Source organism: Streptomyces sp. NBC_00209, from assembly GCF_045206345.1.
GTDB lineage: Bacteria > Actinomycetota > Actinomycetes > Streptomycetales > Streptomycetaceae > Streptomyces.
Genome location: NZ_CP108121.1, coordinates 5,798,284 through 5,820,616, shown reverse-complemented (window position 1 = coordinate 5,820,616; position 22,333 = coordinate 5,798,284). Strand labels below are relative to the sequence as shown.

24 protein-coding genes are annotated in these 22,333 nt (G+C 72.6%); 11 read left to right on the top strand and 13 right to left on the bottom strand.

All coding sequences use genetic code 11. From position 1 onward, the window contains the following. The first annotated feature begins 94 nt into the window (after positions 1-94). Positions 95-1,033 (top strand): pseudouridine synthase, encoded by a 939-nt coding sequence (locus tag OG867_RS26495; RefSeq protein ID WP_406289039.1) that lies wholly within the window; start codon positions 95-97, stop codon positions 1,031-1,033. Here OG867_RS26495 and OG867_RS26490 read toward each other — a convergent pair. The 3 genes from OG867_RS26490 to OG867_RS26480 form a co-directional block, all read right to left on the bottom strand. Beyond that, positions 1,030-1,659: an MBL fold metallo-hydrolase gene (locus OG867_RS26490; protein WP_328899419.1), complete on the bottom strand. Its 630-nt coding sequence runs from the start codon at positions 1,657-1,659 to the stop codon at positions 1,030-1,032. The genes OG867_RS26495 and OG867_RS26490 overlap by 4 nt on opposite strands. Beyond that, positions 1,659-2,744 carry an S-(hydroxymethyl)mycothiol dehydrogenase gene (locus tag OG867_RS26485; protein WP_406289036.1) on the bottom strand — a complete coding sequence of 362 codons (1,086 nt, stop codon included), beginning with the start codon at positions 2,742-2,744 and terminating at the stop codon, positions 1,659-1,661. The genes OG867_RS26490 and OG867_RS26485 overlap by 1 nt, the downstream gene beginning before the upstream one ends. Positions 2,745-2,849: 105 nt before the next feature. Next, entirely contained in the window at positions 2,850-3,551 is a 702-nt protein-coding gene (locus OG867_RS26480; protein ID WP_328899421.1) for a FadR/GntR family transcriptional regulator, read from the bottom strand. 142 nt (positions 3,552-3,693) lie between these two features. Here OG867_RS26480 and OG867_RS26475 point away from each other — a divergent pair, with 142 nt between their 5' ends. Next, positions 3,694-4,203: a gluconokinase gene (locus OG867_RS26475; protein ID WP_406289033.1), complete on the top strand. Its 510-nt coding sequence runs from the start codon at positions 3,694-3,696 to the stop codon at positions 4,201-4,203. Between the two features lie 11 nt (positions 4,204-4,214). Beyond that, positions 4,215-5,612, top strand: a complete 1,398-nt coding sequence (locus tag OG867_RS26470) for a gluconate:H+ symporter (protein WP_328899423.1) — start codon at positions 4,215-4,217, stop codon at positions 5,610-5,612. Here the strand turns inward: OG867_RS26470 and OG867_RS26465 are convergent. Next, the gene (locus OG867_RS26465; protein ID WP_406289030.1) at positions 5,598-6,194 is read right to left on the bottom strand and encodes a cytochrome b/b6 domain-containing protein; all 597 of its coding nucleotides are present in this window, start codon (positions 6,192-6,194) and stop codon (positions 5,598-5,600) included. The two genes, OG867_RS26470 and OG867_RS26465, sit on opposite strands and share 15 nt — an antisense overlap. 34 nt (positions 6,195-6,228) lie before the next feature. Beyond that, positions 6,229-6,966, bottom strand: coding sequence for a molybdopterin-dependent oxidoreductase (locus tag OG867_RS26460; RefSeq protein ID WP_406289028.1), 738 nt, complete (start codon positions 6,964-6,966; stop codon positions 6,229-6,231). A 111-nt stretch (positions 6,967-7,077) separates the two neighbouring features. Here OG867_RS26460 and OG867_RS26455 point away from each other — a divergent pair, with 111 nt between their 5' ends. Then, positions 7,078-7,518, top strand: coding sequence for an ASCH domain-containing protein (locus OG867_RS26455; protein WP_328899425.1), 441 nt, complete (start codon positions 7,078-7,080; stop codon positions 7,516-7,518). Between the two features lie 7 nt (positions 7,519-7,525). Here the strand turns inward: OG867_RS26455 and OG867_RS26450 are convergent, their stop codons facing one another. Both OG867_RS26450 and OG867_RS26445 read right to left on the bottom strand, forming a co-directional pair. Further along, positions 7,526-8,767 carry an aromatic acid exporter family protein gene (locus tag OG867_RS26450; protein WP_328899426.1) on the bottom strand — a complete coding sequence of 414 codons (1,242 nt, stop codon included), beginning with the start codon at positions 8,765-8,767 and terminating at the stop codon, positions 7,526-7,528. Between the two features lie 87 nt (positions 8,768-8,854). Beyond that, positions 8,855-10,510 carry an FAD-binding dehydrogenase gene (locus tag OG867_RS26445; protein ID WP_328899427.1) on the bottom strand — a complete coding sequence of 552 codons (1,656 nt, stop codon included), beginning with the start codon at positions 10,508-10,510 and terminating at the stop codon, positions 8,855-8,857. A gap of 182 nt (positions 10,511-10,692) precedes the next feature. Here OG867_RS26445 and OG867_RS26440 point away from each other — a divergent pair, with 182 nt between their 5' ends. Genes OG867_RS26440 through OG867_RS26425 form a run of 4 tightly spaced genes read left to right on the top strand, consistent with a single transcriptional unit; the run spans position 10,693 to position 12,873 of the window. Continuing rightward, positions 10,693-11,583, top strand: coding sequence for a DMT family transporter (locus tag OG867_RS26440; RefSeq protein WP_328899428.1), 891 nt, complete (start codon positions 10,693-10,695; stop codon positions 11,581-11,583). Between the two features lie 30 nt (positions 11,584-11,613). Beyond that, positions 11,614-12,126 carry an NUDIX domain-containing protein gene (locus OG867_RS26435; RefSeq protein WP_328899429.1) on the top strand — a complete coding sequence of 171 codons (513 nt, stop codon included), beginning with the start codon at positions 11,614-11,616 and terminating at the stop codon, positions 12,124-12,126. 43 nt (positions 12,127-12,169) lie between these two features. Further along, positions 12,170-12,565: a DUF202 domain-containing protein gene (locus OG867_RS26430; RefSeq protein ID WP_328899430.1), complete on the top strand. Its 396-nt coding sequence runs from the start codon at positions 12,170-12,172 to the stop codon at positions 12,563-12,565. Then, positions 12,562-12,873 carry a DUF202 domain-containing protein gene (locus OG867_RS26425; protein ID WP_328899431.1) on the top strand — a complete coding sequence of 104 codons (312 nt, stop codon included), beginning with the start codon at positions 12,562-12,564 and terminating at the stop codon, positions 12,871-12,873. The genes OG867_RS26430 and OG867_RS26425 overlap by 4 nt, the downstream gene beginning before the upstream one ends. 11 nt (positions 12,874-12,884) lie before the next feature. Here the strand turns inward: OG867_RS26425 and OG867_RS26420 are convergent, their stop codons facing one another. Together OG867_RS26420 and OG867_RS26415 are read right to left on the bottom strand one after the other, a co-directional pair. Then, positions 12,885-13,829 carry an NADP-dependent oxidoreductase gene (locus OG867_RS26420; RefSeq protein WP_328899432.1) on the bottom strand — a complete coding sequence of 315 codons (945 nt, stop codon included), beginning with the start codon at positions 13,827-13,829 and terminating at the stop codon, positions 12,885-12,887. A gap of 47 nt (positions 13,830-13,876) precedes the next feature. Continuing rightward, positions 13,877-15,166, bottom strand: a complete 1,290-nt coding sequence (locus OG867_RS26415) for an enolase C-terminal domain-like protein (protein ID WP_406289023.1) — start codon at positions 15,164-15,166, stop codon at positions 13,877-13,879. A gap of 152 nt (positions 15,167-15,318) precedes the next feature. Here OG867_RS26415 and OG867_RS26410 point away from each other — a divergent pair, with 152 nt between their 5' ends. Both OG867_RS26410 and OG867_RS26405 read left to right on the top strand, forming a co-directional pair. Further along, positions 15,319-16,341, top strand: a complete 1,023-nt coding sequence (locus OG867_RS26410) for a phosphotransferase family protein (RefSeq protein ID WP_328899434.1) — start codon at positions 15,319-15,321, stop codon at positions 16,339-16,341. Positions 16,342-16,348: 7 nt separating this feature from the next. Then, on the top strand, positions 16,349-17,563 hold the full coding sequence (locus OG867_RS26405; RefSeq protein ID WP_406289019.1) for an acyl-CoA dehydrogenase family protein: 1,215 nt from the start codon (positions 16,349-16,351) through the stop codon (positions 17,561-17,563). A 4-nt stretch (positions 17,564-17,567) separates the two neighbouring features. On the opposite strand, the gene OG867_RS26400 is transcribed toward OG867_RS26405, so the two are convergent. From OG867_RS26400 to OG867_RS26385, 4 genes are read right to left on the bottom strand one after another with little or no spacing between them, the layout of a single operon-like run. Beyond that, positions 17,568-17,732: a hypothetical protein gene (locus OG867_RS26400; protein ID WP_328899436.1), complete on the bottom strand. Its 165-nt coding sequence runs from the start codon at positions 17,730-17,732 to the stop codon at positions 17,568-17,570. A gap of 45 nt (positions 17,733-17,777) precedes the next feature. Continuing rightward, complete coding sequence (locus OG867_RS26395; RefSeq protein ID WP_018103668.1) at positions 17,778-18,371, bottom strand: TetR/AcrR family transcriptional regulator; 594 nt, start codon at positions 18,369-18,371, stop codon at positions 17,778-17,780. Positions 18,372-18,410: 39 nt separating this feature from the next. Continuing rightward, positions 18,411-20,066: an AMP-binding protein gene (locus OG867_RS26390; RefSeq protein WP_406289015.1), complete on the bottom strand. Its 1,656-nt coding sequence runs from the start codon at positions 20,064-20,066 to the stop codon at positions 18,411-18,413. Beyond that, positions 20,063-20,827 carry an SDR family oxidoreductase gene (locus tag OG867_RS26385; RefSeq protein ID WP_328899438.1) on the bottom strand — a complete coding sequence of 255 codons (765 nt, stop codon included), beginning with the start codon at positions 20,825-20,827 and terminating at the stop codon, positions 20,063-20,065. The genes OG867_RS26390 and OG867_RS26385 overlap by 4 nt, the downstream gene beginning before the upstream one ends. A 202-nt stretch (positions 20,828-21,029) precedes the next feature. Between OG867_RS26385 and OG867_RS26380 the strand changes: the two genes are divergently transcribed. Further along, entirely contained in the window at positions 21,030-22,322 is a 1,293-nt protein-coding gene (locus OG867_RS26380) for a DUF1343 domain-containing protein (protein WP_328899439.1), read from the top strand. The last annotated feature ends 11 nt before the right edge of the window (positions 22,323-22,333 follow it).

Sequence of the window (22,333 nt, the reverse complement as noted above, 5' to 3'; positions counted from 1 at the left end):
TGGTGGTTCCGCGTCGAGTAACCCCCGGCCGCCGTGAAAGGATGCCCGGCACCATGAGAACCATCAGCTTTCCGGTGCCGGGCCGGGGCCCCCGGTGAGGGGACGGGCGAAGCCGCCGCCGTCGCCGCTTCCCCAGCGTGACGGTGTCGATCCGGTCCGGGTTCGGCTGCCCGCTGATCCGGACGGGCGGTGGGCCACCGTCGGGGAGCATCTGGTGGACCGGTTCGCCGGGGCGATCGGGGCCGGGCGGGTGGAGGCGCTGCTCGCGGGCGGGCGCTTCGTGTTCGCGGAGGGGCCGGTCCTCGGCGACGAGCCGTACACGGCGGGGCTCTATCTCTGGTTCCACCGGGACTTCGCCCCGGAGGAGCCCGTGCCGTTCCCGGTCGGGGTGGTGTACCGGGACGAGCATCTGGTCGTCGCGGACAAGCCACACTTCCTGGCGACGATGCCGCGTGGCCGGCACATCACGGAGACGGCGGTGGCCCGGCTCCGCCGCGAGCTCGACCTGCCGGAGTTGCAGCCCGCGCACCGGCTGGACCGGCTGACGGCGGGGCTCGTGCTGTTCGTGGTGCGGCCCGGGGAGCGCGGGGCGTACCAGACGCTGTTCCGGGACCGGCTGGTGCGCAAGGAGTACGAGGCCGTGGCGCCGTACGATCCCTCGCTCGTGCTGCCGCGTACGGTGCGCAGCCGCGTCGTGAAGGAGCGCGGGGTGCTGGCGGCGCGCGAGGTGCCGGGCGAGTCGAACAGCGAGAGCCGGATCGAACTGCTGGAGCACCGGGGCGGGCTCGGCCGTTATCGGCTGCTGCCCGCCACCGGGCGCACGCACCAGCTGCGGGTGCATATGAACAGCCTGGGCCTGCCGCTGGTCGACGACCCGGTCTATCCGGTGACCGAGCCGGACGCGGCGCCCGGCGACTTCTCGCACCCGCTGCAACTGCTGGCCCGGGTACTGGAGTTCACCGACCCGGTCACGGGAGAGCCGCGCCGCTTCGAGAGCGGGCTGCGGCTCTCCGCGTGGCCGGAAGAGAACTAGTGGCCCCTCGCGATCCACTCGTCCAGGTGCGGGGCCTCCGCGCCGATGGTGGTGGAGTCGCCGTGGCCGGTGCGCACCTCGGTCGCCGGGTCCAGGGCGAGCAGCCGGTCCCGGATGGAGTCCACGATCACCGGGAACGAGGAGAAGGACCGGCCGGTGGCGCCGGGCCCGCCCTGGAAGAGCGTGTCCCCGGTGAAGACCGTGGCCAGCTCGGGGGCGTACAGGCAGACCGCGCCCGGCGCGTGGCCCGGGGTGTGCAGCACGGTCAGCGTGGTGCCGGCCACCGTGATCTCCTGGCCGTCGGTCAGTTCGCCGTCGGGGGCGCGGTCGGGGTGGGTCTGCTTCCACAGCGGCAGGTCGTCCGGGTGGAGCAGGATCGGCGCGCCGGTGGCGTCGGCGAGGGCCGGGGCGGCGTCGATGTGGTCGTTGTGCGCGTGGGTGCAGATGATGGCGCGCAGCGTACGGCCGCCGAGGGCGTCCGCGATGGCGGCGGCGTCGTGCGCGGCGTCGATGACGACGGCCTCGGAGTCGTCGCCGACGATCCAGACGTTGTTGTCGACGTCCCACTCACCGCCGTCGAGCGCGAAGGTGCCGGAGGTGACGAGGTGGTCGATGCGGGCGGCCATCAGAACACCACCACCGAGCGCAGCACATCGCCGTCGTGCATCCGGCCGAACGCCTGCTCGATGTCGCCGAGGCCGATGGTCTCGGTGACGAACGCGGCGAGGTCGAGGCGGCCCTGCTGGTGGAGGTCGATCAGCATCGGGAAGTCGCGGGACGGCAGGCAGTCCCCGTACCAGGAGGACTTGAGCGAGCCGCCGCGGCCGAAGACGTCGAGCAGCGGGAGTTCGAGCCGCATCTCGGGGGTGGGGACGCCGACGAGGACGACGGTGCCGGCGAGGTCGCGGGCGTAGAACGCCTGCTGGTACGTCTCCGGGCGGCCGACGGCCTCGATGACGACGTCGGCGCCGTTGCCGCCGGTCAGCTCGCGGATGGCCTCGACCGGGTCGGTGGAGCGGGAGTTGACGGTGTGCGTGGCACCCATCGACTTCGCCGTCTCCAGCTTGCGGTCGTCGATGTCCACGGCGATGATCCGGGCCGCGCCGGCCAGCCGGGCGCCCGCGATCGCGGCGTCGCCGACGCCGCCGCAGCCGATGACGGCGACCGAGTCGCCGCGGCCCACCTGTCCGGTGTTGATGGCGGCGCCGATGCCCGCCATGACACCGCAGCCGAGCAGCCCGGCCACCTCGGGGGCGACCTCCGGGTCGACCTTGGTGCACTGGCCGGAGGCGACGAGGGTCTTCTCGGCGAAGGCGCCGATGCCCAGGGCGGGCGAGAGCTCGGTGCCGTCGAGGAGGGTCATCTTCTGCTTGGCGTTGTGCGTGTCGAAGCAGTACCAGGGGCGTCCGCGCAGACAGGCGCGGCACTGGCCGCACACCGCACGCCAGTTGAGGATCACGAAGTCGCCCGGGGCGACGTCGGTGACGCCCTCGCCGACGGACTCCACGACGCCCGCGGCCTCGTGGCCAAGGAGGAAGGGGAACTCGTCGTTGATGCCGCCCTGCTTGTAGTGCAGGTCGGTGTGGCAGACGCCGCACGCCTGGACCTTGACCACGGCCTCACCGGGCCCGGGGTCCGGAATGACGATCGTCTCGACGCGGACCGGTTCGTTCTTCCCCGGCGCGATGACCCCTTGTACGTGCTGCGGCATTCCCGTGGACTCCCTTTTCCCGACTCTTCACTGAGACCGGTGCTCCCGGTTTTCGGCCGGGATCGATCACGGGCCACGGTACGCCGTGCGGGGTGTCCGCCGGTCTCAGGGCGCGAGGACGTCCAGCTCGTGGAGGGCGCCGACGGCGATCTCCTTCGTCAGGCGCTCGGCCTCGGCCGCGTCCCCGGCGCGTACCGCCTCGGCGAGGCGTACGTGCAGGGTGACCGCCGCCGGGTCGGGGTCCTCGAACATCACCTGGTGGTGCGTGCGGCCCGCCAGGACCTCGGCGACCACGTCGCCCAGGCGCGCGAACATCTCGTTGCCGGAGGCGTTGAGGACGATGCGGTGGAACGCGATGTCGTGTTCCAGGTAGCCCTCCAGCTGCTGGCCGCGCGAGGTGGCGACCATGCCGAGGGCGCGCTCGGTGAGCTCGGCGCACTGCTCCGGGGTGGCGTGGCGGGCGGCGAGCGAGGCGGCGACCGGCTCGATCGCGGAGCGCAGGACGGTGAGGGAGCGCAGCTGGCGGGGGCGGTCGGCGCCGGCCAGCCGCCACCGGATGACCTGGGGGTCGTACACGTTCCACGCCTCGGCGGGCCGTACGGTCACGCCGACGCGGCGGCGGGACTCGACCAGGTGCATGGACTCCAGGACCCGGATCACCTCGCGGACCACCGTGCGCGAGACGTCGAAGCGCCGGGCGAGCTCGTCGGTGCGCAGCACCTGGCCGGGCGGGTGCTCCCCGGCGGCGATCTCCAGGCCCAGGGTGTCCAGGACATGCGTGTGGAGCCCCTGGGCAGGTGTGGTCATGGACCCAGGGTACGGGGCAGCCTCCGGGGTCATTAAGTACGACGTTTATGTCACACCCGCTTGAATAAGTCGTACGTATGGGTTTCAGTGGCGCGACGGACCGATGTCGAGGAAGACATCGCAGAGACAGCGAGGCACCGCAATGAGCACCCCCCACGTCGTCGTGGTGATGGGCGTGGCAGGGACCGGCAAGACCACGATCGGCCCCCTGCTCGCCGACGCACTGGGCGTTCCGTACGCCGAGGGCGACGACTTCCATCCCCCCGCGAACATCGCCAAGATGTCGGCCGGCTCCCCGCTGGACGACGCGGACCGGTGGCCCTGGCTCGACGCGATCGGGCGCTGGGCGCACGGCCGGGCGGGGCTCGGCGGGGTCGTCAGCAGCTCCGCGCTCAAGCGCTCCTACCGGGACCGGCTGCGCGCCGAGGCCCCGGGCGCGGTCTTCCTCCACCTGACCGGTGACCGGTCCCTGATCGAGGAGCGGATGGCGGGCCGCAAGGGCCACTTCATGCCGACCGCGCTCCTCGACTCGCAGTTCGCCACCCTCCAGCCCCTGGAGGACGACGAGGCCGGCGTCGCCGTGGACGTCTCCGGCACCCCCGAAGAAATCACCCAGCGAGCCGTCGCCGCGTTGCGCCGGCTCGACAGCTAAGGACCACCACCGTGACCAGTCTCAGCGTCGAGACGCTGGCAGCGGACGCCGTCGAACCGATCACCTCGGCCGGCAACGCGCAGTTGGGCATCGCCGTCCTGGCGGGCATCGCCGTCATCGTCCTGCTCATCACCAAGTTCAAGATGCACGCGTTCCTCGCGCTCACCATCGGCTCGCTGGCGCTCGGCTCCTTCGCCGGTGCCGCGCCGGCGAAGACGATAGCGAGCTTCACCGCGGGCCTCGGCTCGACCGTCGCGGGCGTCGGCGTCCTGATCGCGCTCGGCGCGATCCTGGGCAAGCTGCTCGCGGACTCCGGCGGCGCCGACCAGATCGTGGACACGATCCTGGCGCGGACGAGCGAGCGGGCCATGCCGTGGGCGATGGTCCTCATCGCCTCGATCATCGGACTGCCGCTGTTCTTCGAGGTCGGGATCGTCCTGCTGATCCCGGTCGTGCTGCTCGTCGCCAAGCGCGGCAACTACTCCCTGATGCGCATCGGCATCCCGGCCCTGGCCGGCCTGTCCGTGATGCACGGCCTCATCCCGCCGCACCCCGGCCCGCTCGTCGCGATCGACGCGCTGGACGCCAACCTCGGCGTCACGCTGGCCCTCGGCGTGGTCGTCGCGATCCCGACGGTGATCCTTGCCGGACCGGTCTTCTCGCGTTACGCCGCCCGCTGGGTGGACATCAAGGCGCCGGAGAAGATGATCCCGCAGCGCCCCTCCGAGGACCTGGAGCGCCGGCCCGGCTTCGGCGCCACCCTCGCCACGATCCTGCTGCCCGTCGTGCTGATGCTGGTCAAGGCGCTCGTGGACATCGTGGTGGACGACCCGGAGCAGGGGCTCCAGAAGGTCACCGACGTGATCGGCTCGCCGCTGATCGCGCTGCTCGCGGCCGTGATCGTCGGCATGTTCACGCTGGGCCGGGCGGCCGGCTTCACCAAGGCGCGGCTCTCGACCACGGTGGAGAAGTCGCTCGCCCCGATCGCCGGTGTGCTGCTCATCGTGGGCGCGGGCGGCGGCTTCAAGCAGACGCTGATCGACGCGGGCGTGGGCCGGATGATCCTGGACTTCTCCGAGGACTGGTCGATCCCCGCGCTGCTGCTCGGCTGGCTGATCGCGGTCGCGATCCGGCTCGCGACCGGCTCGGCGACCGTGGCGACGATCTCGGCGGCCGGCCTGGTCGCCCCGCTCGCGGCCGACATGTCGACCTCGCACGCGGCCCTGCTGGTCCTCGCCGTCGGCGCGGGCTCGCTCTTCTTCAGCCATGTCAACGACGCCGGCTTCTGGCTGGTGAAGGAGTACTTCGGCATGGACGTGGGCCAGACGGTGAAGACCTGGTCGGTGATGGAGACGATCATCTCCGTGGTCTCGATGGTCTTCATCCTGCTGCTGTCACTGATCCTCTAGCCGGTTCCCCGCCCGCTCGCCGGGTGCCCACAGCGGGTGCTCGCGGCGGGCCCACTCCCGGCCCACCGACCCGGAGCGCATGCCGCGGCGTGCCTCCGGGTCGGCGTATGCCTTGGCGATGTGGCCGGCCAGGACGAGGCCGGCCGCGAGGGCCAGCCAGTCGTGGACGAAGGTCGCGGCCGTGCGCCACACCAGCGGTGCGAATCCGGTGAACCACATCAGGAGCCCGGTGCCGGCCATGACCAGCACCGCCCCGGCGATCCACGCCGCGTACAGCTTCTGCCCGGCGTTGAACTTCCCGGCCGGCCGCGCACCGGACCGCCGGTCGCGCCGCAGCACCGCCCGCAGCCACGTCCGGTCGTGCGGCCCGAACCGGTTGAGCCGCCGCAGGTCCGCCCGCAGCGACCGCGCCGCGAGACCCGCGAGCAGCGGTACGGGGATGAGCAGCCCGGACCACTCGTGCACGGTGACCACGAGGTGGCGGCGCCCGACGAGTTCGGCGAGCTGCGGCACGTACAGGCAGGCGGCCGAGGCCACGCACAGCAGCGTCAGCGCGGCGGTGGCCCGGTGCACCAGGCGCACCGGGCGGGCGAACCGGTGGACCCGGCCGGCCGGGTCAGACGGTGGGGGCGTCGTCGCGGCCGTTGGACCGGCCGACCCAGGCATCGACGTCATAACCGAGCTTCTCCCAGTAACCGGGGCGTACGGAGTCCGTGACGGTGATCCCGGAGAGCCATTTCGCCGACTTGTAGAAGTACATCGGGGCCACGTAGAGCCGTACCGGCCCGCCGTGCGCGTGGGACACCGGCTCGTCGTTCATCCGCAGCGCCACGAGCACATCGGCGCGGCGGGCCTGGGCGAGGGTCAGGCTCTCGCTGTAGGTCCCGTCGAAGCAGGTGAAGCGGACGGCCTTCGCCCCGGGCCGCACCCCGGCCGCGTCGAGCAGGGCGGAGAGCCGCACGCCCTCGAAGGCGGTGTCCGGGACCCGCCAGCCGGTGACGCACTGGACGTCCCGGACGGTCCGGGTCTGCTCCATGCCGCGCAGGGCGTCCAGCGTGTACGTGGCCGGGCGGTCGACCAGCCCGTCGATCCTGAGCCGGTAGTCGGCGGCGCCCCTGGCCGGTACGGAGGAGGCCACGGAGTAGTAGCGGAAGCCGCCGCCGTTGGGCAGCAGCCCGGTGAGCCCGGTGGGGTCCTTGCCCGCGACCGCGCCCAGGCCCGATTCCAGGGTCCGTTGCAGCACGGGCGCGGCGACGAGTCCGGCGGCGCCGAGGCCCAGCATGGCCAGGACCACGCGGCGCCCGACGGGGGCGCCGACGCCGTCCGGGCCGTCATCGGGTGGGGAACTGTTCACCCCACGATTCGAGCACCCGGGGCGCCCGGACGCCAGAGGCGGCGGCGGGCCGTCACCAGCTCGTCAGATTTACCCGCGCGCCGGTCCGGGGCCCGGTGCCAGACTGGCGCCATGCCGAACCGTGAAGCGCTCAAGCCCACCCTGCTCGCCTTTCCCGGCCCGCTGCGCGACCAACTGGTCGCCGCGGTCCTGGACGGGCGGAAGGTGTCGACCTCCGGACTGCTCGTGGAGTACGAGATCGAGCAGGAGGAGCTGCCGCCGGTCGGTGAGCGGTCCGCCCTCATCGACTCGGACGGCCGGGAGACCGCCGTACTCGAAGTGACGGAGGTACGGGTGCTGCCGCTGGCGGACGTGGACCTCCAGCACGCGCTGGACGAGGGCGAGGGCTATGCGTCGGTCGCCGAGTGGCGGGCGGGCCACGAGCGGTTCTGGCACAGCGAGGAGATGCGCGACGCGCTCGGCGACCCGGAGTTCACGGTGGACGACGGGACGATGATCGTCGCCGAGCGGTTTCGGGTGGTCGCGCTCATCGAGCCGGACGCGGAAGGCTGAGCGGGCCTTACGTCTCCTTCCGCTTCTCCCGGTCCGCCCCCTTCACCAGCCCCAGGCGGCGACGGAAGGCGAGCAGCCGGGGGTGCCGTTCGTGCAGCACCGCCGAGCGGCGGTCGAGCTCCTGGCCCAGGCGCTCGGCGCGCTTCTCGATGTCGAGCTCGTCCAGGATGCGGTCCACCTCGGCGAGCAGCGCCCCGTGCAGCTGCCACTTCCGGGGGTGCTCCTGGACGGCGGCCAGCAGCATGTCCGCCACCAGGTCGCGGGTTCTGCGGCTGGTGTCGAGCGCGTCGGTGAGCCGGTCCTCGGCCTCCTCGGCGCTGGCGGCGACCGGGGTCGTGATGAGCAGCGAGAAGCTCTCGATGGCCCCCGCCATCTGCTCGAACAGCTCCGTCATGTGTGCGGCGACCTCGGTGGGGAACTGGGGTGCGTCGCCCCGGTCCTTGGCGAGGTCGGTCAGGGTCCTGGACAGCACCCGGACGACGACGGCGCAGATCTCCAGCGTGTCCAGACCGGTCCGCAGCACCACCCGGTGCAGCAGCCCCTGCCGCACCCTCGGGTTGTACATGAGGCTTTCCTCGGCCTGCCGCAGGGAGGCGTCCACCTCCACGATGTCGTGGTCGAGTCGACGGGCCCGGTGCAGCCGCTCGGCCGCCTCCGGGACGGTGACCGGGCGGGCGAGGTCGCTGCCCAGGTCGCGGAACATCTGCCCCATCTCGCGGGCCAGCCCGTCGATGGAGGCGCCCGCGGTCTCCACCCAGACGGGCGGGGCGAACAGCAGGTTGAACAGCAGGCCCACACCGGCGCCGATCAGCGTCTCGTACACCCGCTCCCAGGCCATGCTGGACCGCGCGGTGTGTGAGGCGACGCCGAGGACGAGCATCGCGCTGATCGCCACTTCGGGGACGAACTCGTCCACCCGGACCAGTCTGCCGATGATCAGCGCCGTGAAGATCGTCAGCCCCAGGCTCCACCAGGAAATGCCGACCAGGGCGCTGAAGCCGCTCGCGATGAGCACGCCGACGATGACGGCCACCACACGTTTGACCGACATGTTGACGGTGGCGTAGAGGGTGACCTGGACGACGAGCAGCGCGGTCAGCGGTGCGGTCAGGGGCGCGGGCTCGGCCAGCGTCGCGGTCGCCACGGCATAGGCGATGACCGCGGCGCCCGTGGAGCGCAGGGTCTGCGCCGCCACGGGCTCCGTGGTGCGCCGGACGAGGTTGATGACGGGTTCGGCTACTCCTGGCATCTTCTTCCCATGCCCGGATAGGACCGTCTCCCCACGGTTCCGCCCCCGGAACCCCACCGGACGGACGCGCCCCGGGGTGGGAAGCCCTCAGCCGACCGCCTGCGCCGCCGCCCGGCCCGCCGCGCGGCCGGAGAAGATGCAGCCGCCCAGGAAGGTGCCCTCCAGCGAGCGGTAGCCGTGCACCCCGCCGCCGCCGAAGCCGGCCGCCTCCCCCGCCGCGTACACCCCGGGCAGCGGGGAGCCGTCCGCGGTCAGGACGCGCGAGGACAGGTCGGTCCGGAGGCCGCCGAGCGACTTGCGGGTCAGGATGTTCAGCCGTACGGCGACGAGCGGCCCGGCCTTCGGGTCGAGGATGCGGTGGGGCGCGGCCGTGCGGATCAGCTTGTCGCCGAGGTAGCTGCGGGCGCCCCGGATCGCGGTGATCTGGAGGTCCTTGGTGAAGGGGTTGGCGATCTCCCGGTCGCGGGCGGTGATCTCGCGGCGCAGCGCTTCCTCGTCGATGAGGCCGTCCCCGGTGAGCGCGTTCATGCCGCGCACGAGGGCGCCGAGGTCCCGCTCCACGACGAAGTCCGCCCCGTTGTCCATGAACGCCTTCACGGGGGCCGGGACGTCGGCGCGGGCGCGGCCGATCACGCCGCGGACGGACTTGCCGGTCAGGTCGGGGTTCTGTTCGGAGCCGGAGAGCGCGAACTCCTTGCCGATGATCTTCTGGTCCAGCACGAACCAGGTGTAGTCGTGGCCGGTGCGCATGATGTGTTCGAGGGTGCCCAGCGTGTCGAAGCCGGGGAAGAGCGGGACGGGCAGCCGCTTGCCGGTGGCGTCCAGCCAGAGGGAGGACGGGCCGGGCAGGATGCGGATGGCGTGCTTGTCCCAGATGGGGTTCCAGTTCTCGATGCCCTCGGTGTAGTGCCACATCCGGTCGCGGTTGATGTGGTGGGCGCCCGCCTTCTCGGCGACGCCGAGCATCAGCCCGTCGACGTGCGCGGGGACGCCGGAGAGCAGCTTGGCCGGTGGGGTGCCGAGCCGTTCGGGCCACTGGGCGCGCACGAGGTCGTGGTTCCCGCCGATGCCGCCGGAGGTGACGATCACCGCCTGGGCCCTGAGCTCGAAGGAGCCCGCGGTCTCCCGGCCGCTCGCGGTCCCGCGCGGCGCGGCGCTCGGCTCCAGTATCTCGCCGGTCACCGTGTCGACGGCGCCCCCGGTACGGGCGAGGCCGGTGACCCGGTGGCGGAAGCGGAAGGTGACCAGGCCCTTGGCGACGCCCTCGCGGACCCGGCGCTCGAAGGGGGCGACGACACCGGGTCCGGTGCCCCAGGTGATGTGGAAGCGGGGTACGGAGTTGCCGTGGCCGTTCGCGTCGTAGCCGCCGCGCTCCGCCCAGCCGACGACGGGGAAGAACCGCATGCCCCGGGCGTGCAGCCAGGAGCGCTTCTCACCGGCCGCGAAATCGACGTACGCCTCCGCCCACTTGCGCGGCCAGTGGTCCTCCTCGCGGTCGAAACCGGCCGTGCCCAGCCAGTCCTGGAGGGCCAGCTCGTGGCTGTCCTTGATGCGCATCCGGCGCTGTTCGGGCGAGTCCACGAGGAAGAGGCCGCCGAAGGACCAGTGCGCCTGGCCGCCGAGCGACTGCTCGGGCTCCTGGTCGAGCACGAGGACCGAGCGCCCCGCGTCCACCAGCTCCGCGGTGGCCACGAGACCGGCGAGCCCCGCCCCGATCACGATCACATCAGCGTCGTACGCCATGGTTTCCATCCTTGTCGGGGCTCGCGAAGTTACTGGTGCGTCAGATCTTGGGCACCGCCCGTCCCCGCGTCAACCGCCCGGTCATCCGACCCGGTCGGCCGCGCCGTCGCCGCACCGGCCGGGGCGGGCGGTTATCGTCGGAACACATCACCCTCCTCCGGCCTGACGTGGGGTGGACAAGCGTGTCGGTGCTGGTCCTCGTGCTCGCCGTGACGGCCGCCTGCTGCCTGGGCTTCGGCTTCGTGTTCCAGCAGGCCGCCGCCGCGCACGCGCCCAAGCGCGACTATCTGACGTTCCGGCTGCTGCTCGACCTGATGAAGGTGCGCAGCTGGCTGGCGGGCATCGGGCTCATGGTGTGCGGCATGGTGCTGGGGGCGCTGGCGCTCGGCAAGGGCGAGGTCTCCGTCGTGGAGCCGCTGCTGGCGACGAACCTGCTCTTCGCGATGGCCCTGTCCCGGCACCGCACCGGCCAGCGGCTGGGCCGCCAGGGCTGGGCGGGGCTCTGGCTGCTGGCCCTCGGGGTCGCCGCGTTCCTCGTGGCGGGCGAGCCGAAGGGCGGCGAGGCGGTGTCGAGCCCGCTGCGGCACTGGCTGGTCGTCGGGGTGGTGGCCGGGCTCGCCCTGCTGCTGACCGCGATCGCCAAGCGCCGCAGGTCGCGGACGTCCCCGGCGCTGCTCGCGGTGGCGGCCGGGCTGCTCTACGGCTTGCAGGACGCGCTGACCCGGGTGAGTGGTGAGCGCTTCTCGGAGGTCGGCTGGTCGGGCCTGATCACGTCCTGGCAGCCGTACGTGGTGCTCGCGCTCGGGGTGACGGGCCTGCTGCTGGTGCAGAGCGCCTTCGAGACGGGGCCGCTGCGGATGTCGCTGCCCGCGCTGACGGCTGCCCAGCCGCTGGCCGGGATCGCCTGCGGGATCGGGTTCCTGGGCGACCAGGTGCGGACGGACGCGGGCGCGCTGGCCTGGCAGGCCGCGGGGCTGGCGGCGATCGTGACGGGCATCGTGCTGCTGGGGCTGCATCCGGCGATGCCGGAGGGCCCGGTGCGGCGCGGTACGCACAGCCTCCAGGGGCACTGAGCGCGGGGGCGGTGCTGTTGGATGGCCCGCATGAATCCTTCTGACGAGATCCTGGACATCGTGGACGAGAACGATGTGGTGGTGGGGCAGGCCCCGCGCGGCGAGGCGACCGCCCGGGGCCTGCGCCACCGGTGCGTCTTCATCGAGGCGCGGGACGCCGAGGGCCGGGTCTTCGTGCACCGCAGGACCGCGACCAAGCTGGTGTTCCCCTCGCACTACGACATGTTCGTCGGCGGGGTGGTCGGCGCGGGCGAGGGCTACGACGAGGCGGCGCTCAGGGAGGCCGAGGAGGAGCTGGGCGTCTCGGGGCTCCCGCGCCCGGAGCCGCTGTTCAAGTTCCTGTACGAGGACGGCAGCCACGCCTGGTGGTCGTCGGTCTACCGGGTCAGGTGCGAGCTGCCGGTGAACCCGCAGGTGGAGGAGGTCGCCTGGCACACCTTCCTGGACGACGCGGAGCTGGACCGGCGGATCGGCGACTGGCTGTGGGTGCCGGACGGGCTGGACTGCTACCGGCGGCTGCGGGCGTTCCGGGAAGCCGCCTGAGCCGGTCGGAAGCGATCGGAAAAGCGGCGGATAAGGTCCACCCGTGAACGAATTCGTACAGAGCCTGCGGCTGTGGTTTGCGCCGGAGCGCATCCGCGCCGAGGGCGAGACCCCCGACTACCGCTTCTCGCTCGCCAACGAGCGGACCTTCCTCGCCTGGATCCGGACGGCGCTGGCCCTGATCGGCGGGGGCTTCGCGGTCGACCAGTTCCTGCCGGAGCTGTCCCGGGCGGTGCGCACGGGGCTGGCGCTCGCGCTGCTCGCGGCGGGCGTGCTGTGCGCGCTGCGGGCGGTCAACCACTGGGTGCGGTGCGAGCGGGCGATGCGGCGCGGCGAGGATCTGCCCGTCTCGCGTTTCCCGACGCTGCTGAGCATCGCGGTCGCCGTCGTGGCGGTGGCGATGGTGGTGGTGGTCCTCTTCGGCTGGGAGGGCCGGTGACCGGCGGGGAGCGCGACCCGGGGCTCCAGCCGGAGCGGACCCGGCTGGCGTGGCGGCGTACGACCCTGTCGTGCACGGTGGCCGCAGTGCTGGCCGTGCGGCAGACGCTGCACGGCGGGGCGACGGACAGGGGGGTCATCGCGCTGTCGCTCAGCGCCCTGGCCTGGCTGGGGTTCCTGTGGATCGCGAACCGCCGGGTGCAGTCCATGGGCGGCGCCCGTCCGCGGCCGATGGAGGCGGCGGGCGCGATCACGGCCGCCGCGTGCACGGTGGCGCTGGCGGTGTTCGCGGCGGCGATGCTGGTCTGAGGGCGCCCTGCTCAGCCCTCGGGCGCGTCCCAGTCCACGGTGACGACGATCTTGCCGCGCGTCCGGCCCTCCGCGTTGAGCCGCTGGGCCGCCGCCGTCTCGGCCAGCGGGAAGACCTGGTCGACGTGGACGGTGACGATGCCCTGCTCGGCCAGTTCCGCGAGGTGCGCCAGATCGGCGGCGTCGGGCCGGACGAACGCGTACCGGCCGCCGTACGAGAAGACCTCGGGGTCCACGATGGAGGCGAGGCGTCCGTCCGGGGCCAGGGTGTCGGCGGAGACGCGCAGGGCGTCCCCGCCCACGGTGTCGAAGGCGGCGTCGATGCCGTCGGGGGCCAGGGCCCGCAGCCGGTCCGCCAGCCCGTCCCCGTACGCCACGGGCTCCGCGCCGAGCGTGCGCAGGTGGTCGTGGTTGGGTTCGCTCGCGGTGCCGATGACGCGGCATCCGGCGTGCCGGGCGAGCTGGACGGCGAGTGAGCCGACACCGCCCGCCGCCGCGTGGACGAGGACGGTGTCGCCCTCCTGGACGCGCAGGGTGCGGTGGAGCACCTGGTAGGCGGTGAGCCCGGCCAGGGGCAGGCCCGCCGCCTCCTCGAAGCTCAGTCGCAGGGGTTTGCGCGCGAGGGTGCGCACGGGCGCGGCCACGTACTCGGCGAAGGTCCCCCGGCTGAGGAAGTCCTCGCGCACATAGCCGATGACCTCGTCGCCCACCGCGAACTCGTCCACGGCGACGCCGGGCTGGACGACGACCCCGGAGACGTCCCAGCCGGGGATCACCGGGAAGACGGTGTCCAGGACGCCGTCGAGCTTGCCCTCCCGGGTCGCCCGGTCGACGGGGTTCACCGCGGCGGCCCGGACCTTGACCAGGACGGTGTCGGGACCCACTTTCGGGTCGGGCCGCTCGCCGTACTCCAGGACGTCCTCGCCGCCGAATCTGCTGTAGCTGATCGCCTTCATGCTCCGACCCTCGGGGCGGGCCGGGGCGCCCGCAACTCAGCCGGGTCTCACCAGCGGGGGATCGAGGGGGTGCGCCACTCCGGCTCGGCCTTGCGCATCGCGGCGGCGTCGTCGCGCTCGCGCATGGTGCCGTCGTCGTCCAGCCAGCGGCGGTGCAGCGCGGCGAGCCGGTCCCGGTCGAGTTCGACGCCGAGCCCGGGGGCGTCGGAGACGGTGAGGCGGCCGTCCTCGAAGACGTGGCGGGCGGTGATGACGTCCTCGGTCTGCCAGGGGTAGTGGCTGTCGCAGGCGTAGTCCAGGTTGGGGACGGTGGCCGCGACGTGCGTCATCGCGGCGAGGCTGATCCCCAGGTGGGTGTTGGAGTGCATGGAGAGCCCGACGCCGTGCAGGCGGCAGATCGCGGCGAGCTCCCGGGTGCGGTGCAGCCCGCCCCAGTAGTGGTGGTCGGACAGGACGACCTGGACGGCGTCCCGGGCGAACGCCTCGGGGACCTCGGCGAGCGTCGTGACGCACATGTTGGTGGCCAGCGGCACACCGGTGGCGGCCGAGACGGCGGCCATCGCGGCCGTGCCACTCGCCGGGTCCTCCAGGTATTCGAGGACGTCCTTCAGCCGCTCGGCGACGTACAGCGAGGTCTCCGCGGACCAGGCGCCGTTGGGGTCCAGGCGCAGCGGCTGCCCGGGGAACGCCTCGGCGAGGGCGCGGACGGCGGCGATCTCCTCGTCCGGCGGGAACACGCCGCCCTTGAGCTTGAAGGAGGAGAAGCCGTGGTCACGGGCGAACCGGCGGGCCTGGGCGACCACCCCGGCCGGGTCGAGTGCGGCGCCCCAGTCGTCGCGCTCCCCGCCGTCCGGGTGGGCGGCCCAGCGGTAGAAGAGGTACGCGCTGTACTCGACCCGGTCCCGGACCTTGCCGCCGAGCAGCGCGTGCACCGGGAGCCCGACGGCCTTGCCGAGCGCGTCCAGGCAGGCCACCTCGAAGCCGGACACCACGGAGAGCCGCAGCTTGTCCGCGGTCCGGACGCCGCGCAGCCCGCCCGCGTCGACCCGCTCGTCGGCCGCCCGTGAATCGCCGCACACCTCGTCGGCCAGGGCGAACAGCCCGTTCACATCGCTGACCGGGCGTCCGGGCAGGGCGGCGGCCAGGGGCCTCGCGAGCTCCAGGTACGTGCCGTCGCCGTAGGTCTCCCCGATCCCGGTGACCCCGCCCCGGGTGACGACCTCCACGACGAGCCGGGGCGTGTACGGCTGGTGGACGCCCTGGGTGTTGAGCAGGGGCGGGTCGGCGATGAGGATCGGGGTCAGCCGGACTTCCTCGATGAGCAGCGCGGTATCCATACGTGAACCCTATTCAGGGATGCGACCAGACGCCAGGGCGGGGCAGTACTGGGACCGGAGGCTCCGCATCCGGTTCCGGGGACGCACTGGACGACATACCGACTGGTCGGCATCATGAGAGCGACCGTTCGCCCACCCCGGAGGTACGCACGATGAGCCACGTCCATCCGCCAGGTCTCGATCTCGACCGGCTGCGCGGGCACCTGGACCGCGAGCGCCCGGGACTGGTGGGCGGACCGCTCGACGCCCGCGTCGTGGAGGGCGGCCGGTCGAATCTGACGTACCTCGTCACCGACGGAACCGGCCGCTGGGTCGTCCGCCGGCCTCCGCTGGGGCATGTCCTGGCCACCGCGCACGACATGAAGCGCGAGCACCGGGTGATCAGCGCCCTGCACCCGACGGCGGTCCCGGTCCCCGAACCGCTGCTGCTCTGCGAGGACGACACGGTCATCGGCTCGCCGTTCTACGTCATGGAGTACGTGGAGGGCACCCCGTACCGCACGGCGGAGCAGCTGGCCCCGCTCGGCCCCGAGCGCACCCGCGCGGCGGTGCTCGCCCTGGTCGACACGCTGGTCGAGCTGCACGCCGTGGACCCCGAGGCGGTCGGGCTCGGCGACTTCGGGCGGCCCGAGGGCTTCCTGGACCGGCAGCTGCGCCGCTGGGGCAAGCAGCTGGCCGCCTCCCGCAACCGCGAGCTGCCCGGCATCGAGGAGCTGCACACGGCGCTCGGCCGCGCGCTGCCCGTCTCCCCCGCGCCCACCGTGGTGCACGGCGACTACCGCCTGGACAACGCGCTGATCGGCGCCGACGACGAGATCAAGGCCGTCCTCGACTGGGAGATGTCCACGCTCGGCGACCCGCTCACCGACCTCGGGCTGCTCGTCATGTACAGCTCCGACCTGGGGCTGCCGGAGTCGCCGGTCTCCACGACCAGCGGTGCGCCAGGCCACCCGTCCCCGGCCGAGCTGATCGAGCGCTACGCGGCCCGCTCCGGCCGCGACACCTCCGCCCTCTCCTGGTACACGGCGTTCGCGTGGTTCAAGCTCGCCGTGATCCTGGAGGGCATCCACTACCGCTACACCCTGGGCCAGACGGTCGGCGGCGGCTTCGACCGCATCGGCGACCTCGTCCCCGTCTTCATCGAGCACGGCCTCACCACCCTCCAGGAAGGCTGAACCACCCATGGACTTCGCATTCGACGCCCGTACCGAGGAGCTGCGCACCCGGCTCCTCGCCTTCATGGACGAGCACGTCCACCCGGCCGAGCGGATCGCGGACGAGCAGCGCGCGGAGCTGGACTCTCCGTGGCAGACCCCGCAGATCGTGGAGGACCTGAAGGCGGAGGCCCGCAGGCAGGGCCTGTGGAACCTCTTCCTGCCGGGCACGGGGCACGGGGCCGGGCTGAGCAACCTCCAGTACGCGCCGCTGGCGGAGATCCTGGGCCGCTCACCGCGTCTGGCGCCCACCGCGACGAACTGCGCGGCGCCGGACACCGGGAACATGGAGGTGCTGGCCGAGTTCGGCACCGACGAGCAGAAGAAGCGGTGGCTGGAACCGCTGCTGGCCGGGGAGATCCGGTCGGCCTTCGCGATGACGGAGCCGGAGGTCGCCTCCTCGGACGCGACCAACATCGAGACCCGGATCACCCGTGACGGCGGTGACTACGTCATCAACGGCCGCAAGTGGTACATCTCCGGGGCGATGAACCCGGACTGCGAGATCTTCATCGTGATGGGCAAGACGGACCCGGACGGCGCGGACATCCGCCGCCAGCAGTCGCAGATCCTGGTGCCCCGGGACACCCCCGGTCTGACGGTGAAGCGCGCCATGCGGGTGTACGGCTACGAGGACCACTGGCACGGCGGCCACGCGGAGGTCGTCTTCGAGGACGTGCGCGTTCCGGCGTCGAACCTGATCGGTGAGGAGGGCGGCGGCTTCGCCATCGCCCAGGCCCGGCTGGGTCCGGGGCGCATCCACCACTGCATGCGGCTCATCGGCATGGCGGAGCGGGCGATCGAGCTGATGTGCCGGCGGGCGGTCTCGCGTACGGCCTTCGGCAAGCCGCTCGCCCAGCAGGGTGTCGTGCAGAACTGGATCGCGGACGCCCGGGTCACCGTCGAGCAGCTGCGGCTGCTGGTGCTGAAGACGGCCTGGCTGATGGACACCGTCGGCAACCGGGGCGCGCACACGGAGATCCAGTCCATCAAGATCGCCACCCCGCGCGCGGTGGTCGCCATCCTCGACCAGGCGGTGCAGCTGCACGGCGCGGGCGGGGTCAGCCAGGACTTCCCTCTCGCCGAGCTGTGGGCCTCGGCCCGCACGCTGCGCCTCGCGGACGGCCCGGACGAGGTGCACCAGCGCTCGCTGGCCCGGCGGGAGATCAAGAAGTACCTGTAGCGCTTCAATAGCCCCCGTACGGTACGTGGTCGGCCAGGGCCAGTTCGCGGGCGAAGGCCCGCACCCGCAGCAGGGTGCGGGCCAGCAGCCTGACCGGGAGGGGGCGGTGGGGGCCGTAGGCCACGGTCCACAGGGCGGGGATGCGGGTGGTGCTCCGGCTGTGCGCCATGAATCCAGCTTGGCCCCGGTCCGGTTCAACCGCAGCGGGGACCCGTTACGGTCTGAGCGCCCGGAGCAGCAGGTCGGCCAGGTGGTCGGCGACCTCCTGCGGGGTGAGGGGGCCGTCCGGGCGGTACCAGGTCGACAGGTGGTGGACCGAGCCGAAGTGGTAGTCCACGATGAGGTCCGCCGGGGTGGCCGTGGAGAACACGCCGCTGCGCTGGCCCTCCTCGACCAGGGCGCGGAAGCGCTCGTGGTAGCGCCGCCGCTCGCCCCGTACCTGCTTGTTCTTCTCCGGGCTCAGGTGGTGCATGGAGCGGAAGAAGATCGAGGCGTCGTCCAGGTTCTCGATGGTGGTGACGACCACGTCGGCCGCCGCGTCGCGCAGCCGCTGCTCGATGGGCGCCTCGGCGTTCGCGAAGGCGTCGAGCCGCTCCTGCTGGAGGCGCAGCACCCGGGCGTACACCTCCTGGAGCAGGTCCTCCTTGGAGCCGAAGTAGTGGTAGAGCGCCCCCTTGGTGACACCGGCCGCCTCCACGATCTCCTGCACCGAGGTGCGGTCGTAGCCCTGCTCGGCGAAGAGCCGGGTGGCGGCGGCCAGCAGCCGCTGCGGGACGGGGGTGCCGCTCCCGTCCGTCTCCTTGGCCATAGCCGCCGCCTTCCTTCCGTGCGTACGCGTATGTCTGTTCTAGCGGGCTGAACGCAGTTCCCGCCTGAGGATCTTCCCACTTGCCGTCTTGGGCAGCTCGGCCAGGATCTCGACCTCGCGCGGGTACTTGTAGGCGGCGAGCCGTTCCTTGCAGTACGCGCCCAGCTCGTCCGGCTCCACGGACGCGCCGGGGCGCAGGCTGACGTAGGCCCGGACGGTCTCGCCCCGGTAGGTGTCGGGCACGCCGACGACGGCGGCCTCGCGGACGGCCGGGTGCGTGTAGAGGACGTCCTCCACCTCGCGCGGCCACACCTTGAAGCCGGAGGCGTTGATCATGTCCTTCTTGCGGTCGACCACATAGAGCCAGCCCTCGCGGTCCATGAAGCCGATGTCGCCGGTGCGCAGCTCGCCGTCGGGGAAGGCGGCCGCGGTGGCCTCGGGCAGTCCCCAGTAGCCGGAGACGACCTGCGGGCCGCGCACCGCGATCTCGCCCTGCTCCCCGAAGGGCACCTCGGCGCCGTTCTCGTCCAGGATGCGGACGACGGTGTCCGGCCCGGGCACGCCGACCGAGAGGGTGCCGGAGACCGGGTCGACGGGCGCCTCGCGCTCCGGGGGTACGGAGGCGCAGGGCGCGGTGCACTCGGTGAGGCCGTAGCCGTTGCGTATGTACGGGCCGAGGCCCGTCCGGAACTGCTCCACGAGCGCGGGCGGCAGCGGCGCGCCGCCGGAGGAGATGACCTGGAAGGACGCGAAGTGTTCGGGCGTCACGCCGGGGGTCGCGGCCAGCGCCATGAAGGCGGTGGAGGGCCCGACGGTGTACGCGGGGCGGTGCTCGGCGAAGGCGTCGAGGACGACCCCGGGGTGGAAGCGGTAGGCGAGGACGAGGGTGCCCGCGTTGGTGAGGCAGGCGGCCAGCTGGCAGACCATGCCGGTGATGTGGAAGAGCGGGGCGAGCGCGAAGTAGGCGGCGCCCTCGGGGACGGGGTGGCCGGTGCGCTGGCGTTCGGCGTTGACCATGATGTTGCCGTGGGAGTTCAGGGCGCCCTTGGGGGTGCCGCTGGTCCCGGAGGTGTAGCTGATCAGCGCGGTGTCGGAGGCGGTGAGCTCCCGTCCGGCGGGGGGGAGGCCCTGGCGGGCGACGGCGACGAGGTCGTCGGCGTCCCCGGCGGCGGGCAGCCGCTCGAAGTTCAGCACCCGCTCGTCGTTCTTCGTCTGGAGGTCCAGCTCGCAGGCGGTGAGCGCGATCCGGACGCCGGGCGCGGCCGCGGCGGTGTCCCTGAGGTACGCCTCCCAGGCCCGGTCGGCGCAGATCAGGGCGGTGACCTGGGCGTCCTTGAGGACGTGGCCGACCTCGGCGGACTTGTACATCGGGTTGAGCGGGACGACGGTGGCCCCGGCCTTCCAGGCGCCGAGGAGCGCCAGGACGAACTGCGGGGAGTTCTGGAGCATGATCGCGACCCGGTCGCCGCGCTCCAGGCCCCGGGCGGCGAGGTGGCCGGCCACGGAGTCGGAGAGCTCGTCCGTCTCCCGGTAGCTGAGGCGGCCGTCGAAGTAGGCGAGCGCCGGGTGGTCCGGGGTGCGGCCGACGGACTCGCGGAAGGCGTGCACCAGGGTCTCGGCGGGGTGGACGGGGGCCCGCTGGGCCTCGCTGAGCAGCGGGAGCCAGGGCTTCGCCGCGTAGATGGACTCGGTCATGCTCCGGTCTCCTCCCAGGTGCGCTGGAGGCGGTTCATGCCGCGGATCCAGCGCTCGGTGTCGGCGGCCCTGGCCGCGTAGTAGCGGCCGACCTCGGGGTGCGGCAGGACCAGGAACCGGTCGTTCGCCATGGCGTCGAACAGGGCGTCCGCGACGGCCTCGGGCTCGATGGCACCGGGCGCGAGGACGAGTTCGCCGGCCGATCCGGCGGCGGTGAGCATGTCCGTACGCACGCCCTGCGGGCAGATCGCGTGGACCTTCACGCCCCGGTGCCGGTAGGTCAGCGACAGCCACTCCGCGAAGGCGACCGCACCGTGCTTGGTGACGCTGTACGGGGCGGCGCCGATCATGGTGAGCAGCCCGGCGGCGGAGGCGGTCGAGACGAACCGGCCGCTGCCGCGTTCCAGCCAGTCCGGAAGCAGCGCGCGGGCCGCCCGGACGTGGGCCATCACGTTGACGTCCCAGGCCGCGGCCCAGACCTCCTCGTCGGCCATCGGGTCGCCCGGCGAGGCGAGCCCCGCGTTGGCGCAGTACACGTCGATGGTGCCGTCCAGGGCGTCCCGGGCGGCTTCCACGATCCGGGAGGCGTCCCCGGCGACCGGGATCGCGCCGGTCTCCTCGGCGAGCGCCTCGATCCGGGACGCGTCGAGGTCGTTGACGACGACCCGTGCGCCCTCGGCGGCGAATCTGCGGGCGAGGGCGGCGCCGATGCCGCCTCCGGCCCCGGTGACCACTACGCCAGCGCCCTGCACCGTACTCATCGCTCTCGCACCTCTCAGCCGACTGCACGGGCAGACTAACCAGTCGGTATGTCGTGTGGGAAGGGGTGGCGTGCGGGAAGGGGTGGAGCCGTCTCATCGGCCACTCCCGGCGCGGCGGCCCCGTCCGACACGTTCCCCCCGGGCCGCTCGGCGCGCTAGCGTGCGTGGCCATGACACTCGTCGCGATCTTGGAGGTAGCCGAATGAGCCTGTCCAGGCGTGGTTTGCTCAGCGCCGGCGGTGCGATGGGAGCCCTCGCGGCCACGGCCGCGTCGGCCGGCCCCGCGGCCGCCGGTACGGCGCACGGCAAGGGCCACGGGCACGGGAACGGCCACGGGGGCGGGCAGCGGTTCCGTACCGGCTTCGACCGGCTGGCGGCCGACGGCTACGCCCTGCTGAAGGGGCAGCGCGTCGGCGTCGTCACCAACCCGACCGGGATCACGTCCGACGTCCGGCACATCGTGGACGTGATGCACCCGGACGGCCGGGTGAACCTCACCGCCGTCTTCGGCCCCGAGCACGGCTTCCGGGGCACCGCGCAGGCGGGCGGCTCCGAGGGGCGTTACGACGACCCGGCGACCGGGCTGCCGGTCTACGACACGTATCTGAAGAGCGGTCAGGCGCTCGCCGACGTCTTCACCGCGTCCGGCGTGGACACGATCGTCTTCGACATCCAGGACGCCGGCGCCCGCTTCTACACGTACATCTGGACGCTGTACGACTGCATGGAGGCGGCCGCCCTCGCGGGCAAGAAGTTCGTCGTGCTGGACCGGCCGAACCCGGTGTCGGGGCGGGCGGCGCTCGGACCGGTGCTCGACCCGGCGTTCGGCACGTTCGTGGGGCGCCGGGAGATTTCCCAGGCGCACGGGATGACGGTGACCGAGCTGGCGCTGCTGTTCAACGGGGAGTTCCTGAAGGACCGCCCGGCCGAGCTGGAGATCGTGAGGATGACGGGGTGGTCGCGCTCCGACTTCTTCGACGCGTCGGGGCTGCCGTGGGTGCCACCGAGCCCGAACATGCCGACGCCCGACACGGCGCTCGTCTACTCCGGAACGTGCCTCTTCGAGGGGACGAACCTGTCCGAGGGGCGCGGCACGACCCGCCCGTTCGAGCTGCTGGGCGCGGAGGGCATCGACCACACGTGGGCCGACGCGGCCAACGCGCTGGAGCTGCCGGGGGTGGCGTTCCGCGAGGCGTACTTCGCGCCGACGTTCTCCAAGTTCCAGGGCGTCACGGTGGGCGGCGTGCAGCTGCACGTCCAGGACCGCGAGGTCTTCGACCCGGTGCGTACGGGGATCGCGCTGCTGATCACCGCGAAGCGGACGTGGAGCGGGTTCGCGTGGCGGTCGGACAACTGGATCGACAAGCTGACCGGCAATACGCGGGTGCGCACGATGATCGATGCGGGGGCGGATCTGGACGAGGTTGTCGGCGCCTGGGCGTCGGACCTCGCGAAGTTCCGGGCCGTCCGTAAGCGGTACTTGCAGTACCGGTGAGGTGGGCCGGG